The organism is Thalassococcus halodurans (genome assembly GCF_900108225.1).
Lineage (GTDB): Bacteria > Pseudomonadota > Alphaproteobacteria > Rhodobacterales > Rhodobacteraceae > Thalassococcus > Thalassococcus halodurans.
This window is the reverse complement of the sequence record NZ_FNUZ01000003.1, coordinates 462,655-479,237: the sequence shown is the minus strand read 5'-3', so window position 1 is coordinate 479,237 and position 16,583 is coordinate 462,655. Positions and strand designations below refer to the sequence as shown.

The 16,583-nt window shown below is 53.9% G+C and carries 15 protein-coding genes; 6 read left to right on the top strand and 9 right to left on the bottom strand.

All coding sequences use genetic code 11. From position 1 onward, the window contains the following. Positions 1-28 precede the first annotated feature (28 nt). The 3 genes from C4S59_RS12155 to C4S59_RS12145 are packed head-to-tail and all read right to left on the bottom strand — an operon-like array spanning position 29 to position 4,112. Positions 29-1,387 carry a polysaccharide biosynthesis/export family protein gene (locus C4S59_RS12155; protein WP_103910861.1) on the bottom strand — a complete coding sequence of 453 codons (1,359 nt, stop codon included), beginning with the start codon at positions 1,385-1,387 and terminating at the stop codon, positions 29-31. Positions 1,388-1,413: 26 nt separating this feature from the next. Then, the gene (locus tag C4S59_RS12150) at positions 1,414-2,025 is read right to left on the bottom strand and encodes a YjbF family lipoprotein (RefSeq protein ID WP_160006858.1); all 612 of its coding nucleotides are present in this window, start codon (positions 2,023-2,025) and stop codon (positions 1,414-1,416) included. Next, complete coding sequence (locus C4S59_RS12145; protein ID WP_160006855.1) at positions 2,022-4,112, bottom strand: YjbH domain-containing protein; 2,091 nt, start codon at positions 4,110-4,112, stop codon at positions 2,022-2,024. The genes C4S59_RS12150 and C4S59_RS12145 overlap by 4 nt, the downstream gene beginning before the upstream one ends. Before the next feature lie 207 nt (positions 4,113-4,319). On the opposite strand from C4S59_RS12145, the gene C4S59_RS12140 reads away from it, so the two are divergent. Then, entirely contained in the window at positions 4,320-5,075 is a 756-nt protein-coding gene (locus C4S59_RS12140) for a metallophosphoesterase (protein ID WP_234994754.1), read from the top strand. A gap of 62 nt (positions 5,076-5,137) precedes the next feature. Here C4S59_RS12140 and C4S59_RS12135 read toward each other — a convergent pair whose 3' ends face one another. Then, positions 5,138-5,566 carry a hypothetical protein gene (locus C4S59_RS12135; RefSeq protein WP_146064539.1) on the bottom strand — a complete coding sequence of 143 codons (429 nt, stop codon included), beginning with the start codon at positions 5,564-5,566 and terminating at the stop codon, positions 5,138-5,140. A 166-nt stretch (positions 5,567-5,732) separates the two neighbouring features. On the opposite strand from C4S59_RS12135, the gene C4S59_RS12130 reads away from it, so the two are divergent. Further along, the gene (locus tag C4S59_RS12130) at positions 5,733-6,746 is read left to right on the top strand and encodes a GDP-mannose 4,6-dehydratase (RefSeq protein WP_103910758.1); all 1,014 of its coding nucleotides are present in this window, start codon (positions 5,733-5,735) and stop codon (positions 6,744-6,746) included. Here C4S59_RS12130 and C4S59_RS12125 read toward each other — a convergent pair whose 3' ends face one another. The 5 genes from C4S59_RS12125 to C4S59_RS12105 form a co-directional block, all read right to left on the bottom strand. After that, on the bottom strand, positions 6,747-8,960 hold the full coding sequence (locus tag C4S59_RS12125; protein WP_146064538.1) for a polysaccharide biosynthesis tyrosine autokinase: 2,214 nt from the start codon (positions 8,958-8,960) through the stop codon (positions 6,747-6,749). Between the two features lie 37 nt (positions 8,961-8,997). Then, positions 8,998-9,666 carry a sugar transferase gene (locus C4S59_RS12120; protein ID WP_234994753.1) on the bottom strand — a complete coding sequence of 223 codons (669 nt, stop codon included), beginning with the start codon at positions 9,664-9,666 and terminating at the stop codon, positions 8,998-9,000. Positions 9,667-9,945: 279 nt separating this feature from the next. Next, a complete protein-coding gene (locus C4S59_RS12115) occupies positions 9,946-11,448 on the bottom strand; it encodes a heme biosynthesis protein HemY (RefSeq protein WP_103910756.1) in 1,503 nt (500 codons plus the stop codon). A gap of 10 nt (positions 11,449-11,458) precedes the next feature. Continuing rightward, a complete protein-coding gene (locus C4S59_RS12110; RefSeq protein ID WP_103910755.1) occupies positions 11,459-12,952 on the bottom strand; it encodes a mitofilin family membrane protein in 1,494 nt (497 codons plus the stop codon). A 53-nt stretch (positions 12,953-13,005) separates the two neighbouring features. Beyond that, complete coding sequence (locus C4S59_RS12105; RefSeq protein ID WP_234994752.1) at positions 13,006-13,716, bottom strand: uroporphyrinogen-III synthase; 711 nt, start codon at positions 13,714-13,716, stop codon at positions 13,006-13,008. Between the two features lie 100 nt (positions 13,717-13,816). Here C4S59_RS12105 and tsaD point away from each other — a divergent pair, with 100 nt between their 5' ends. The 4 genes from tsaD to C4S59_RS12085 are packed head-to-tail and all read left to right on the top strand — an operon-like array spanning position 13,817 to position 16,556. Beyond that, positions 13,817-14,902, top strand: a complete 1,086-nt coding sequence (tsaD, locus tag C4S59_RS12100; RefSeq protein WP_103910753.1) for a tRNA (adenosine(37)-N6)-threonylcarbamoyltransferase complex transferase subunit TsaD — start codon at positions 13,817-13,819, stop codon at positions 14,900-14,902. Next, positions 14,899-15,861, top strand: a complete 963-nt coding sequence (locus C4S59_RS12095; protein ID WP_103910752.1) for an NAD(P)H-dependent glycerol-3-phosphate dehydrogenase — start codon at positions 14,899-14,901, stop codon at positions 15,859-15,861. The genes tsaD and C4S59_RS12095 overlap by 4 nt, the downstream gene beginning before the upstream one ends. After that, positions 15,862-16,131 (top strand): YciI family protein, encoded by a 270-nt coding sequence (locus tag C4S59_RS12090; protein ID WP_103910751.1) that lies wholly within the window; start codon positions 15,862-15,864, stop codon positions 16,129-16,131. Then, positions 16,131-16,556 (top strand): EVE domain-containing protein, encoded by a 426-nt coding sequence (locus tag C4S59_RS12085; protein ID WP_103910858.1) that lies wholly within the window; start codon positions 16,131-16,133, stop codon positions 16,554-16,556. Before C4S59_RS12090 ends, C4S59_RS12085 begins: the two co-directional genes overlap by 1 nt. The last annotated feature ends 27 nt before the right edge of the window (positions 16,557-16,583 follow it).

Below are 16,583 nucleotides of genomic sequence, written 5' to 3'. Positions count from 1 at the left end.
CCACCGTGATGAGCGGGGGATATTTTGATTACCGAACCGCTTGCTGTGCGCTGTTGATCAGCACCGGGAAGAACTGCTGCATTGCGCGGTTCCACGATGTAATCGGCTGTTCTTCGATAAAGATGATGTCGTTCGGGCGCATTTCGAACCGTGTTGCCAGGGTCAGGTTGATGGCGTTTCCTGCATCCAAATGCCATGCGGTCACCGCGCCGAATTCAGCAGGGTTGCTGGAAGGACGCAGAACGTAGATGTCGGACGGGTCGCCCGTTGTTACGTTAAATCCGCCTTTTTCATAAAGTACATCGGCCAAAGTTGCCTGCTGGCCGAAGGGCAGGGCCACACGGCTTTGGTTTGAAACCTCGCCTGCCAGATAAACGTAGTCACGTTTTTCCGCGCCCAGATCGAGACGGCTTTGGAAATTCGTACGCTGTTCGTTCAGGGCTGCACTGCGGATCGAAATCTCGGCCTGCAGTTCGTTCAGGGCATTGCTACGCGCCTGCTGGCGCATCTGGATGACTTCGACCTGGCTATTATAGAAGGCAAGCGCCTGATCCAGGTCGTAGTTTGTGTCGACGTAAACAGCATCGCCATCCTGCAGCTTCAGTTTTTGAAGATCAGGGCGGGCAAAGAACGTTTCCAGCGGAATTTGGTAGAGCGTGCCGTCACGGTAAATACGGACTGAGGCAAATTCTTCGTTCTTAACCTGAACGCCGCCCGACGCAGTCAGCGCTTCACTCAGGTCAATCTGGTTCAGTGTTAAGGGCAGGATTTTTGCACTTCCGACGGCGCCGCCTACAACGACACGTTTCGAATTGAACTCGGCGACCTCAAGCGAGAAGGCGGGATCAATTCCGTTCTCTACCAGCGCTTGAAAAACACGCGCTTCAGCTTCTTCCAGTGTCAGGCCAGCGACCATCACCTGACCAAGATCAGGGATCGAGATCGAGCCGTCGTCACGGACGGTATACCCCTGCCGCTTGTTTTGGGCCGTCAAAAGACCGCTGAGTTCTTCGATTGTTGTGCCGCCGGACTTCGTTGCCAGCAACAGAACATCGCTTACACCGATACGGTAGGCTTCGACCGGCGGTGTCGGCGGAATGCGCAACTCAAGCGGTTTGCGTGTTTCGTTGGGAACATACGGCGCTTCGGGCAGGGCGCCAGCGCCACGCAGTTGACCGCCGCCTGCTTGTTGGAAAAACGCTGCTGGCAGCGCTTTAGGCGTATAAGGGGCGCGGTTGGCGACCAGAACGGTTTGTGCGTCCAGATCGACAACGCGAACCTCTGCGCCTGCAGATTGGCTTTTTACGGTTGGGGAAGTGTAGGTTACACCGCAGCCCGCGGTCACAAGGCACGTGCCAAGTACGAGTGTTTTCCAAAGACGTATCATGGTCATTCCTTCTAAAAGCGTGCGGCCTATCGCGGCTGTCGTTCGATTGTCATGTGCCCGACACCTTCGCTGATCCATTGGCGAGACCGCCAGAGCGTGCCGTTGGCCCCCTGCCAGTAGGTATTGGAAACGGAAAACCCGATCGAAGAACAAGTTTCAACAATTCTTGTCACCGGCACGGTGTTTGAGCTGATTTTAATCGTGGTGGCAGATCGGTCTGAAACCTGACATTGGAATGCCCGGAATTCCGTCTCTAACTCACCACCAAGTGTGGTTTGAAATCGTTCATAGTATGCGTCGCCGAAAGCGCCTTTAAGCGCCATCAGGCTATTCGAGACGTCGGATGACATCATGTCGTCGCCCAACCCCCGCGTTTCGACGACAAGGCCCTGATTCAGCGCAACAGACACACCCGAGGCATCGGTCCAGTTTGTGACGGCACCAAGGGTGCTATCGGCGGTCAAGACCGCAGACGCACCGCGCGATTCAAGAAAGACCCTGATCGTGGGTGTGGCTACCTTCTGTGTGTTCAGCACAACGACCTTGTTGCTGGCTTTTGCCCGCGTCGGTAGCGCGGGCAAGCCACTGCAAGCAGACAATGACAGGGCGGCGATGACAATTGCGAAGGTAGGTTTCATCGCCAGAACCGCCCCCATTTATCCTGAAGGTCGGGACGGTGGGTTTCCGCAACCGTTTCATACAAACGATCCGATACATTCAACCGCGCGCCACCATCCCGTGTCAGCGGGCGTAGGACGGTCGAATATGTTTGCTTGGTCGGTTTGCCGGTGATCCACGACATCGGTACGCTAAGGCGAATACCCTTATCAAAAGAGCCTTCGCCGAAGTCTTCAAAGGGAATATCGGTCAGGGTGGCGAAGGCACCGACGCTCCACCCGTTTTCAAATGTACGGTCGACTGCCAGTGTGGCACCCCAATCGCCGGCAAGATAACGGCCGGCATCAATCTGTGTCGAAAAACCGTTGTCAAAGTCATAGTACAGAGATGCGTGACCGGTTGTGACTTCGTATTCGCGGAATCCGAAAAGCTGTTCGAACTCGCGTTGTTTCACATGGTTCAGCTCAAACCCAAGCGCAAGATTGCTGTCGACGGGTTTCCACAAAAGCTCGCCTGAAACACCGGCATACTGGGGCTCAAGATATCCGACCGTCACACGGCCATAGACGTTGTCAGATGGCCTAAAGAAATACGCGGCGGTCAGTTCCGGAATGGATGGATCGCCTTCCTTTTCATAAAGGTTGGTGTCTGACCGAACACGTTGGATAACCGAATCCGATTCACGCGTTGATTCATTCTTGTTGCCCAGAAGCGTCTTCCGGACGCGCCCCTTTAGCAAAAATCCGGGCGCAGGCCGATAGGTTGCGCGTGCCTCGACCCCTAGATCGGCACGGATAGGTGCATCCGGATCGAAAAGGCTGGTTGTGATGTAGGGTCCAAAGCCTAAGTCGAGCTTGGGATAGAACTCTTCCAGCGACTCAATCGACGTGGATTCGGGCGCGATGTCAGCGCGGGCATAGCTTAGCCAAACGTTATCCAGATCATGCGCAAGGCTTTCCATATCTGCTCTGCGAATGGTGACCCGCGTGGTGGGAACGCCGTTTACGACGGGCACAATTTCGAACGTGTCCACGGAATTCGGTATCGTTCCGGTCAGGACACGCGCTGTGCGCCCGATTGCCTGAGGAAGGGCGCGATATGTGTCGTTCTCGATTTCAACCGTGGCTGTTGCGCCGCGAATATCAAGCGCGTGCAGCGTGATGCCGGTCGCACTAAGGCGGCGCTTTGTAAGCAGGCGCACATTTGATCGGGCAACTTCGGTTCCCCAACCCAAAGCTACGGCTGATGCGGGCGAAATCGCTGGCGGTGTGCCCTCGAGGCCGCTGGGTGCCTTCGATGTCTTGGGATCAACCGCAAAGGTGATCTGTGCACCGAATTGTGACCCGTAAAGATAATGCGCGCTTAGATGCACGCCGGGACGCGGCGTATAGGTAACCCCGTAGTTCACCTGAGACTTCAGATCAAAGGCAGTGGTACTTTCCAGGGGGTACCCATCGGAAGACAGTTCAACAGCAAAGCTAAGCTTGTCGTTCAGCTGGTATTCAATGCCACCGAAGAGGCCCGCATCACCTTGGAAAATCTGGTCGAATTCGACTTCACCACCCAGATTTCCATCCCGTGAACCGCGGTCTTCAAAGCGCTCATCCAGAATGCCTAGCGGGTTTTTGAAATTATTTGCTGTGCCCAGCCGTCCCCAGCCGATTCCCGCTGTGGCACGTAGTTGGTTCGTTAGTGTTTTTGATGCGACGAGGTACTCGGATCGGTAAATGCCGGTGCCCAGAAAATCGTTCAATCCAAACGCCAGCGCTGGGCGGTATTTGCCTTCGTCCATCAATCGGTAGTGGATCGAGAAACTACGGTCAAAACGGGTTGTCTCGGTGCCGTCAGAAATCGGGTACTGCGACATCCGAGAGTATCGGAAACTCGCCGACAATCGGGGAGTGACCTGAAACGTAAGCGTGTTTCTTGTCTGTCCCGCAAAGTGACTTGTCGAGAGCGAAAGCTCGGCATCGGGCAGACTATGGGCTGCGGGCATTTCGATCAGGCCGGGAAACCCGTAAGAGTTATACCCAGTGGTCAGCTCGGTCGCATGACTGGCTGACGCCGCGCCCATCAGGACGCCTGCAATGCACGAAACGCGCTTCAATCGAAAGCCCCCCATGGCTTATTTGGGATTCGGTTTAGGCCATTACCGAACCAGATTTGACCCTAGCGGATACCATACAAAAGCAGGATTCCAAATTGTGGTCAAACGGCAACAACAGTATGTAGGAAGGGATGTGGAAAGACCCTATTTACGGGTGCTTTCAAGATAAAACACAGGTTACCCAACGGCGGCCGGAGCCATAAGAATATGAAGAAAAAGTCTTTGTTGTCCCGTTTGTTCGGCAAGGAACCCAAGCCGGTATCGATGGACTGGTCTTTGACGCCACCTAAGCCCGAAACGCCGCTTGCTGTTATCGGTGATATTCATGGCAGGCTAGATCTTCTGCGGGACCTTCTGGCGCAAATTCCTGACGGTTACCAAGTCGTTTGCGTTGGTGATTACATTGATCGCGGCCCAAGCAGCGTCGAGGTTCTTCGCTTTTTATCCGAGCGTGACGACATCATCTGCCTTAAAGGAAACCACGAAGCGATGATGCTGGATTTCCTGTCAGACCCTGATGAAAAGGGGCGCCGCTGGGTCCGGAATGGTGGGCTGCAGACGCTTGCGGAAATCGGTGTGAACGGCCTGACCGAAATGTCTGGCGGCATGAAGCTTTTTGAGGCGCAAAACAAGATGTACGACGCGCTGGGCGAAGATCTTGCGGGTTGGATCGAACAGCTTCCTGTCATTCATGCGTCTGGAAATATCGTTGTTGTCCATGCGGGCGCAGATCCTGCCAAATCAATTGATGAGCAAAAGCAGCGCCATCTGATCTGGGGCCATCGAGAGTTCTTCGTCAATGAACGCACCGATGGGGTGTGGGTTGCGCATGGGCACACGATCTTTGATCAACCATCCTGCGAAAAGGGGCGTATCTCCCTTGATACGGGTGCATTTGCGACAGGCAGATTAACGGCTGGTCTGATCTCGGTAGATGGGACAGTAACGTTTGTGCAAAGTTGATCATGCAAAATAAAAGCGCGCCGAAGGGCGCGCTTTCTAATCCTACACTTTTAGAGAAGTGATTAGTTTGTGCCGCTGCTGGAGCTGGAGTCGCCGCCGCCCAAGAGAAGAGCACCCAGAACAAGACCGCCGATTACTACACCAGCACCGCCGCCGCTCAGGCTGCCTTTTGCTGCAACTTCTTGAGCACATGTTACGCCAACTTCACCGTTCGGCAGGAACTCTGCAGATGTGATAACGCCGCCGTTGCATGCGTCGGACGCGATTGCGACTTCCATTGCTGTGCTTTCGCCACCGGCGAATGCAGATGTTGCAGAAGATGCGATCAAGGCTGCCGCCAGGTAGTTGCCAAGTTTCATTTCAAGCACTCCAAAAAAAGCTTTGTGGTTTAGTATATTCATAGGCGAACGGTACAACTCAAGCCAGCAAAAATTTGTGAAACTAAGCTGAAAAGGCGGAATTGTTCCTATTTTCGGGATAATTTTGGACATTTGAAATCATGCCGAAAGAATATGACCGGTGCTATTCAAAACCCATGTTGCGTCAGGTGAATCATTTTGGGTCAAACTTGTGTCCAAGGGGCTTACCTGCTAGCCCGACGGCAAATCAAAGCGCACCTCGTTTTGTTTGATCTCAGCGGCATTGGAAATCGGAATAATGACCAGAGTTTTCATAACAGGAACGGCCGGATTTATCGGTTTTCATCTCGCAAAGCTTTTGCTTTCAGAGGGCTTCGTCGTTCATGGCTATGACGGGATGACCGATTACTATGACGTAGCGCTGAAACAGCGACGTCATGGGATGCTTCTGCAGAATGGCAATTTTTCAGCCACCGAAGGGATGCTGGAAGATCAGGAACTGGTGGACAAAACCATTGATAATTTCCAACCCGATGTGATCGTGCATTTGGCGGCTCAGGCCGGCGTTCGGTACAGTCTTGAAAATCCGCGGGCCTATCTGGATTCGAATGTGATCGGCACGTTCAACATCATGGATGCTGCTCGCAGGCTTAAAGTGCAGCATTTGCTGATGGCTTCGACGTCGTCGGTTTATGGTGCGAACGAGGTTATGCCGTTCACGGAAACCGAAAAGGCCGACACACAGCTAACGATCTATGCTGCGACCAAAAAGGCCAACGAGTCGATGGCGCATTCCTACGCGCACCTTTGGGATCTGCCGACAACCATGTTCCGTTTCTTCACAGTTTATGGACCATGGGGTCGTCCCGACCTAGCGCTATATAAATTTGTGGATGCAATCCTCGAAGATCGTCCGATTGATATCTACAATCACGGTGACATGTACCGAGACTTTACCTACGTCGACGATCTGGTGCGCGCGATCAGATTGCTGATCGACGCGGCCCCGGAAATGCCAGACCAACGCACGGATGTTCCCGCTTTCGACAGCATTTCACCGGTCGCGCCCTTCCGCGTGGTGAACATCGGCAATTCAGAGAAAGTACGACTTCTCGATTTTGTGGATGCGATCGAAGAGTCTTTGGATAAAAAGGCGATCCGCAATTACATGCCGATGCAGATGGGCGATGTACCTGCGACTTGGGCGGATGCGAGCCTTCTGCAGCATTTGACAGGATATCGTCCTCAAACCGCGTTTAAAGACGGAATTGATCGGTTCGTAAGCTGGTTCCGCGAATACTACGACAAGTAATTACGTGTCGTAGTAACCCTCTCCATAAGCAGCATAGGCGCCATAACGCCCGCCATAGCCGTAACGGCGCATACCCTTCGGATCGATTTGTGACAGAACAAGCCCGGTCAAAGACAGATTTGCTGTCGCAAATTGGCGAATTGACTCGGCGATTTGCGCTTTGGTCGTCCGGTCCCATGCTACTGTGAAGATGATCGCATCTACGAATTGACCGATCAGGCGAGCATCCGGAACAACCAAAACGGGCGGGGTATCGATGATAACGATGTCATAGCGGCTTCGCACATCATCAATAAAATGTTTAAACTTTTCTGACGCAAAAATATCTGCCGCATTTACTGAAGATTTCTCACCCATCAAGATATCCACATTCATGCGTGAATCCCTGATGATAAGATCTTCAAGTTGGGCATTGCCGGTCATGGCGGAAAGAATACCGCCTCGTTTCCCTGAGCCATCGAAATACTCATTGAAGGTACGGCGACGGATGTCGCCCTCAATCAAAAGTACCTTCTTGTCCATTCCGGCTAAATTGTGCGCTAGAGAGATCGCCTGCGTGGTCTTGCCTTCGCCCGGGACAGACGACGTCGACATAATCACTTTTGGAGGTGTGTCGATGTTTGAAAGCAAAACGGATGTACGTAGGTTCCTGACCGCTTCTGAGGCTGCTGAAGTGGACTTGGTGTTCAAGTAATCGATGAGTTGATCGCGCTTTGAGAACTCCATTTTGGGAATTTGACCCAAGATAGGCAATTCCGCATATTGCTCCAGCTCTTCAGCAGTACGAAAGCCGGAATGCACAAACTGCTTGAGAAGAACAATGCCCGAGCCAATCATGACGCCAAGAATAGCCGACAACATCAAAATGAGTGGTTTCTTAGGCTCGACATACTGACCAAGGAGCGCTTCTGACAACACACGACTGTCTGCTTGTTGAAGGCCGCGTTGCACTGTTGTTTCTTTTAGTCGCGTCAGAAATGTTTCATACAAGATTTTTGTCGCTTCGATCTGGCGCTCAAGCTCTTGAAGCTGAACAAAATCTGCTGACTGAACTTCAATTGATCTTTGCTGGCGCTCTACTGCGTCTTGCAGAGCTACAATTTGCTGCTCCAGCCGAGCCACTGCAGTCTGTTCACGTGCAGCCAAAAGCGAAAGGCGATCATCGAAAAGTTTATTTGACGAGCTGTCCGCCGTGCCGAGTTGGCTGTAAATACGTCTAAGGGTTGGGTCGCCCAACAAATTTACCAAGGCTTCCAGATTATCTGACTGCCGAAATTCATCAATCTTACCAAGACGCGTTTCGCTTAGGGCAAGGTCCGCTCGTGTCTCATTCAGTCGATCCCGTACATCGATCAACTGACGGTTCAAAGCCTGAAGGCTTTCTTCGCCCATCAGTTCTGTGTTCGACCGTAGAACCTTAATGTCGTTTTCTTGTTTCCGAATTTCAATTTCAAGTTCGGTCACTTTCTCGGATAACCAGGTAACCGCCTGTTCGGTGGCCTGAAATTTTGTTTCAACTTGGTCCGCAATGTACAAATCAGCCAGCGTATTTGCGATAAGTTTGGATTTTTCAGGGTCAGTTGTCGTCGCAGAGATATCAAAGATATAAGTGTTCCTTACGAGCACCGCTGAGATCGCCTCTCGAGCGGCTGTAACGGTAGAAGTAAGCTCGGAATTAGACGGTTGCTGGTCTTCATTTCCGCTAGTTAAAGCGCTTATGAATCCCAAAAGACGCCCAAGCGAAAACCTTGCTTCTGGTCTCAAGGCTTCATTGAACTCAGGATCATCAACCAAATTCAATTTGTTAACCAGCTTCTCAATCAGGCCTCTTGAACGGATCACATGCAGCTCTGTGTTCATGCTGGACGCTTCTTTTGAGACTCCAGAAACAACACTTTCGATATCCACAAAAGTCTCAACGTTAAGCTGTAGGGCAATGCTTGTAGTTGACGTGTATTTAGGAACCGCAAAGCGAAATGCATAAAATCCACCAACAACTATGAACAAAACAGCGACAGCTATGATCAGCCACTTGCCGCGCCATAGGGCTGTAAAAAGCTCGACTAGGTCGATCTCATCATTCTCGGCTAATGTGGAAGAATGTGACCTTGATAGCATTTTCGTATTGGTTTGAACGTTTTCGAGCATATCTTCTGGCCAGGTAGTTTCGCGGCGATCATTGCCATAAAAAGCAATAGCAGGCAACTCAGCCAAGCTTGAACCATAGAAAGCGGCAATACTGGGCTATTGTTTAACTACCGCGGCGCAAAAGGACCGTTAAAATAGTTTTCCAAAAAATCCACATTTCCATACGGAAGCCAGCATTTCTGATGTAGTGCAGGTCCGATTTAACCTTACGTTCAGTCGCGTCGTGGCCCTCAATGTAGCCAAGTTCGATCTGTGCCAGACCACTAATGCCGGGTCGAACGGTGTGACGTTCGCGATAGCCGGGAACGGATTGCACAAAACGGCGGGCATGATGGAAGTAATCTGGGCGCGGACCGATAAGGCTCATGTCGCCTGCAAGTACGTTCAAGATCTGCGGGAGTTCATCAATTCGCGATTTCCGCATAAAACGACCCAGTGGCGTGATGCGGTCTGTTTCAAGTGGATCATTAGAGCTGCGGCTAAGCTTATCCGTGCATCGCATGCTGCGGAATTTGACCAGGCGGAATGCACGGCAATTTTTGCCCATACGCGGCTGGAAATAGAAAAGAGGACCTTGGTTTAAGAACGGGTTCGCGATGAGCAAAGCCAGCGCAACGACCAAGAAAATCGGAAAAAGAACAATACAGAAAAGTATGTCAAAAGGTCGTTTGCACGCCAAAAAGAACCAATGCGGGCTGGCGTTCTTTTTAACGGCCAAGTCTACAGGCTTGGTAACAATCTGTGGTTCGAATGTGTTGGTTTGATCAAACACTAAAATATTCCCCCAGACAGGTTTAGGCGTACCCGTCCCTACATCCCTACCATTTTGGGTGGTATGCAGGAAGTCACAAATTCCGGTTAGGACAGATTTTGCCAAGCGCAAAAAGAAATTGGGTTTCAGTGACTTGTGAATAAATCAGCGAACATATTTGGATAAATATATATCTAAAGTTTGCACTCAGTTTAACTAAAGATAGAATCACTTTTCACATTGCTATTACTCAATAAGCCGCGCCGTAATTCGGCGCGGTTTATTGGTTATCATTGATTTTTAGTGAAGCTTGTCCGACGTGGTATCTTCTTCCGCGTCCGGTGTGGCGATAACTTCCAACACTTCTTCATCCAGCTTTTGCTGTTCAGGATTTACCAACGGATTTTCAGAAGCTTCTTGAATATCCGGTTGCCCAACCAAAAGCGGAAGCATTTCGGCACCGACGGGCATCGCGCCCTCGTTTTTCGGTGGCGTTTTCCAGCTTAGCGTATCGAACGCACCACAGTTGCCGCAGACCGGTGCCCATTCAGCTTGAATATTCGAACAGTTGTCGCAGACCCACTGCGGGCCACGCGGTGCGGCAAGTGCTTTGGCCAACCAGCCGCGAACAATCGCATCATTTGCGCCTTCGCCCCGTTCGATTGCTGCCATGATAGTCAGTACGCGTGCATCCGGTTCTGTTTCTGCCAGATCGCCAAGTGCTTTCCGCGCGCCGGGGAAATCCTCGGCTGCAAGATGTAGTTCAGCATTCAAAAGCTTCGCCTCGCGGTGTTCGCTGTTCACGTTCAGAAGCAGATTGAACCTTTTAAGGCGCTCTTGCGGGGTCTCTTCCGGCTCGATTTCAGCAAAAGCAGCGGCAAGATCGGGGTGGGGCTGAACGCTCCATGTCTTTTTCAGAAGACGCGTGGCGTGTTTCTTGCGACCGTCTTCGATATAGCCACGTGCAGCCATCGCAGCAGCAGGAATAAGATCCGGAGAGTTCTTGTTCGCGGCAATCGCAGCTTCGCGGGCTTCGATGGAGTTGCCGTCTTCCAGAATTGCCTTTGCCTGAGACAGCGCCAGGACAGCGTCGCGGCGTTTGTGGACATCGCGTGGCAATGTGCCGTGCTTCAGCTTGGCATTCAGCGTGTTGCGTGCACCGGCCCAGTCACCACCCTGTGCTTGCAGGGTCAGAAGGGTGTCCTGAATTTCTTCGTGCTTGGGTTTGATCGCAAAAGCACGTTCTGCCAGTTTCAGCGCCGTGTCGGTATCGCCGTCGGCAAGACGTTGTTTCATCACGCCGCGAATACCAACAAAACGGGTCGAGTCATGTTCTAGAAGACGTTTGTAGACGTCCTCTGCTTTCTTGCGATCGCCCGTCATTTCGGCGGCTTGTGCCGTCAGAAGGTTGGTTAACTCGGGCTTGTGTAAATAGCGCTCGGCTTTTTGGGCTTTGGCCATGGCCTGACGACCCTCGCCCGATGCCAGGGCTGTCAGGCCCTCGGCCAGCGCGGCATAGCCTTTGCGTTCGCGATTGCGATCGAAATAACGCGAGATTGCCGTTTCGTCACCGTTAATGAAATGCAGGACAGCAACCAGCAATGCGACGAGTTTGAAAAGCACCCAAGCAGCAAGCAGAAAGACCAGTGCAGCAATCACCGACTGCAGCGGGCCAAAGGTGTATTCGACGCCGGCGACGGTCACTTGAATACCGCCGGTCGAGTCCATCAGATAGCTTGCGCCAAGTGTCAGGGCCGCCACGATGGTGACGAAAATCACGATTTTAAGCAAAGACCAAAGCATGTGGTGACCCTTATTCCTTATTCAATTCGGCGCTGATTGCCTGAATGGCAGATACAGCGTCAAAGCGGGTTTTTGCGGCAGCCACCCATTCGGCCATGTCTGCCTTTGCGTCATCCGAAAGACCTTCGATTTCCTTGAAGGCAGCTTCCAGATCGCCGTTCGCGACTGCGGCTTCTGCGCGTGACAGCACCGCATCAGCGTCATCGCCTTCACGCGGCTGCACGGAACGGGCGCCCAACTGCGCCGCGAAATAGGACGTCAGGCTGGGCCGTGTTCCGTCGTCTTCGCTGGCTCGTGCTGTTGCCAGCGCCTGTCGCGCGGCTTTGGGGAAACTGTTCAAAAGATCGGATTGCGTTGGTACTCCGGTATCTGCGACCGAAGTCAGGCCCTCGGGTACAGACACAATGTTCGACGCGATCAAAGGTTCCAGCGATGCTGCGAAAGGTTTGCCTGCGTTCACGTCGGCGATCACAGTAGCGGTGGCGATTTTCAGGTCAGAAACCAAAGCTTCGCGCTGGGCGCTTTGTTCGGCTTCGACAGCACGTTGGGCAAGATCGGCCACTTCCTGACGCTGTTTTTCCATTTCAGCGCGTTCGGCGTCAACGGACGCAACGAGTTTATCAAGTTCGGCTTGATAGGCAGCAATAGTTGCAGGAGAAACTGCATCCTCCATGGGGCGCTTCTCAAGTTCGACCATGCGTTCGGATAGGGCCGAAATCTGTGCTTCGGTAGCGACGAGTGTCGTCTCGAGTGCGTCAGCTTGGCTTGCGATATCGCCAAGTGACGTCTGAATTTCAGCAAAGCCCCCGTCAACACCGTCAAAACGGGGCGTTAGGTCTGCCAGTTGGCTTTCGAGTGCGTTGATTTGCTGTTCCTGATCGGACAGCTTTTCCGTGATCTCGGCCTCGAACCCTGCGCCATCGCTAAACGGCCAGCCGTTTGGTCCAAGGTACTGGGACAGTCCAAAGCCAGCGACCGCAGCGGCGACGCCGCCCAAAAGCATCGGGAAAAAGCCCGCCTTCCGCTCAACGATCGTTTCTTTGATGACCGGTGCAGGTGTGGGCGTGGTGTCTTTGAGCTCATCCGAGGGCTGTTCAACTTCCTCTACAGGCTCTGGCGTGGTGTCGGTTGCGCTTTCACCAGTTTCGGAATCGTCCTTGGCGGCATTGTCGTCAGCAGGGCTATCGGTGCTTTCTTCCGCCTGAACGTTTTGATCGTCAGATGCAGGCACTGCGTCAGTGGTATCTTCGCTTACAGCCGCGTCTTCGGCTTTGTCCTCGGGCGCGCTTGCGTCTTCTGTCTCGGAAGGGGCCTCGGATTTTGTTTCCTCGGTGGCAGACTTTTCCATCTGCTCAACAGCCTCTACCGCGTCCTTTACAACCTCTTCGGCCTCTGCTGTCGCCTTTTTAGCCGCTGCGGTGGTTTTCGCTGCGGTTGAGCGTGGCTTGGTTGTACGTGCCTTTGTGGTTCGTGTGGTTTTTCTGGGGGTCGTTGCTTTGGCCACGCGTAGGTACCTTTCGAATCCATGGGCAGATGAATGCCGAGCGCGTTGATAACTTAGTGCCCCGTCGGGCGACCCTCAAGCATCTGCACCTGCGCCAATAGTCGCGCTACTGCTTTCGTCATGCTAGGGGAATTGGGTTTGTCCGCAATCACTACGCCACTAAAATCATTGTTCTCTAATGGTTTAGCGACAGATTCACTCATCGCCGCAATGTAAATTTTTGCCTTGAACGGACCTTGGGCAATAAATTGCTGGGCCGTTCTGGGTGAAAAAAGTGGCACAATCACGGGAATATCGCCGGCCAATGCCTGAATGGCCTCGGGACTCAGAGGCAAAAGCGGCTGGTCGTAAATCACGGCTTGCTGCGTTTCTATCCCATGTTGGGACAGCGTCTGGGCGATCGCGCCGCGCGTGTGCGTGCCGTGAACATGCAGCAAAGGGGCTTTGGGCTGGTCGGCGATGATGTGATCGACCAAATTCTTGGCCGCACCCGACGCAGACATGGGATTGAAGCCCAGTTCAGCGGCGGCATCACGCGTTGCATCGCCGACGGTATAACAGGTTTCCAAAACGGGCCCGCCCAGATATTTCCACGCAGCAACCCCGTTCTTTGACGAAAAGATCAGGCCGTTGATCCCATCGAGGTCAGGCAGGGGTCCAGTAAATGTGATGTCGATCAGCGGTGCATAAATGACATCGGTTCCGTCAATCAAATCCCCCAAATCCGCGATGAACTGGCGCGCAGCGGGTTCGGGGCGGGTCATCAAAACTATGGCGCGGGGTGTGGACATGAACCTGTCGGGATTGTGAGGCGTTGCTTCAGGTGCTACCTGCAAGGCTGGCGTCGCGCAATGGGAAGGACCCATGGATCAACCTTCATTTACAGTGCTCGGGATCGAAAGCAGCTGTGATGACACCGCAGCAGCGGTAGTCAGAGGGCGGAATATTCTGTCGTCCATTGTGCTGGGGCAAACAGAGCTGCATGCAGCTTTTGGTGGCGTCGTTCCCGAAATCGCGGCGCGCGCGCATGCCGAAAAACTTGATATCGCGGTGGCCGAGGCACTGAAGGCCGCTGATACGTCGTTGTCTGAAATCGATGCCATCGCAGTCACATCAGGCCCTGGTCTGATTGGCGGCGTTCTGTCGGGTGTGATGACGGCAAAAGGGCTGTCGGCGGGGTCTGGCAAGCCGCTTGTCGGGGTAAACCATTTGGCGGGCCACGCGCTGACGCCGCGTCTGACCGATGGTTTGGAATTTCCTTACCTCATGCTGCTGGTGTCCGGCGGCCATTGCCAGTTTCTGATCGTCAAATCAGTGGAAGAGTTTCAGCGTCTCGGCGGCACCATCGACGATGCCCCGGGCGAGGCATTCGACAAAACCGCGCGTCTTCTTGGGCTACCGCAACCGGGTGGCCCTTCGGTTGAACAGAACGCCCGTACAGGTGACGAAAAACGCTTTAGACTGCCACGGCCCCTGCTGGATCAAGAGGGCTGCGATATGTCGTTTTCCGGTCTGAAGACCGCTTTGCTTCGCCAGCGCGATAAGCTGGTTAAGGAACAAGACGGGCTTTACGAACAGGATCGTTTTGACCTTTGCGCTGGGTTTCAGGCGGCCGTGCGTGACGTGTTGGCCGAAAAGACGCGCCGCGCGCTAGAGGTCTATCTTGAAATGGCTCCTGCCAAGCCCGCGTTTGCCATTGCCGGTGGCGTCGCCGCCAATGGCGCGATCCGTGAAAAACTTCAGGCACTGTGTGATGAAAAAGGCGTCGCGTTTATTGCGCCGCCCCTTGCGCTTTGCACAGACAACGCGGCGATGATCGCCTACGCTGGGCAAGAGTTGTTCTCCAAGGGTGTCACGCATGACATGTCGCTGTCGGCACGTCCGCGGTGGCCTTTGGACAAAGCAGCATCGCCCTTGTTGGGGTCGGGGAAAAAGGGCGCGAAGGCATGACGATTTCGGTACTTGGGGCAGGCGCGTTCGGAACGGCGCTGGCAATCGCATTGGCGCGTGAAGGCCGCGATGTGCAGCTTTGGGGACGGAACCCGGATGCATTGGCTGAAATGGCGCGCACTCGGGTCAATCCGAAATTGCCCGATGCGACCCTGCCTGAGGGTCTGTTGATCCAGCCGGATCTGGAATTGGCTGCGCAGTCGCCGACCCTTTTGGTTGCGGTGCCTATGCAAACCGTCTCGGGGCTTCTGGATAACATCGACGCTTCGCTGAACGGTCAGCGCGTGGTGGCCTGCTGTAAGGGGATTGACCTGACGACGGGCACGGGCCCATCCCAGTTAATCGCCCGCCAAAAGCCTGATGCCGTTCCCGCTGTTCTGACCGGTCCAAGTTTTGCCAGCGATATTGCTCAGGGCCTGCCCACGGCTCTGACGCTTGCCTGCGCGGATGAGGCGCTGGGCGAACAGCTTCAGAACGAACTGGCCTGCGCGGTTCTGCGCATTTATCGCAGCAAGGATGTGATCGGCGCCGAACTTGGTGGTGCGCTTAAGAACGTAGTTGCCGTGGCCTGTGGCATCGTGATCGGTGCAAAGCTTGGCGTGAGCGCACGTGCCGCCCTGATGACCCGTGGCTTTGCCGAAATGCAGCGCGTGGCTGAGCGCATGGGGGCCAATCCGACGACGTTGGTGGGCCTATCCGGTCTGGGCGATCTGGCGCTGACCTGTTGCTCCGATCAGTCGCGCAACTATCGCTTTGGCATGGCGCTGGGCGCAGGCACGGAGTTTGACAAAACGACAACCGTCGAAGGTGTTGCCACGGCCAAGGCAATGGCAGACATTGCGCAGAAAGAGGGGCTCGACCTGCCGATTTGCACAACGGTCAATGCCATCTGCGAAGGACATATCACGGTGCCCGAGGCGCTTAATCAGCTGCTCTCGCGCCCATTGAAGGAGGAATAAATGCTCGTTGCACTTTTTGCCAAAGACAAAGCCGGCGCACTTCAGGTTCGCAAAGACAACCGCGAAGCGCATCTTGGATACATCAAGGACACAGGCGTGGTCGCGCAGGCGGGCCCGCTGATCGTAGACGGCGACATGGCCGGATCGCTGGTTATTCTGGACGTCGAAGATATGGCTGCGGCCGAGGCATGGGCGGCAAACGACCCCTATGCAAAGGCTGGCCTGTTCGCGTCGGTCGAACTGGTTGAATGGAAAAAGGTCATCGGCTGATGCGCTACTGGCTGTTCAAATCCGAGCCGTCCACATGGTCATGGGACCAGCAGGTTGCCAAAGGCGACGAAGGCGAAGAGTGGGACGGCGTGCGCAATTATCAGGCGCGCAACTTCATGCGCGAGATGTCAGTCGGTGATCTGGGCTTTTTCTACCATTCCCAGTCTGAAAAGGCCGTGGTTGGTGTGGTCGAGGTGATTGCCGAAGCCCACCCAGACAGCAAGGCCGATGATCCGCGCTGGGAATGCGTCGACATCAAAGCGGTTGCCGCCTTTCCAAAACCTGTAACGCTGGATCAGGTCAAAGAGACCGAAGAATTGGCAGACATGGCATTGGTCAAGCAATCCCGTTTGTCTGTGCAGCCTGTGACAGAAGCCGAATGGGCAAAAGTCTGTCAGATGGGCGGATATTCCGGCGGGAAATAGTATCAGGGGACCGCGCAAGAAGGCGGC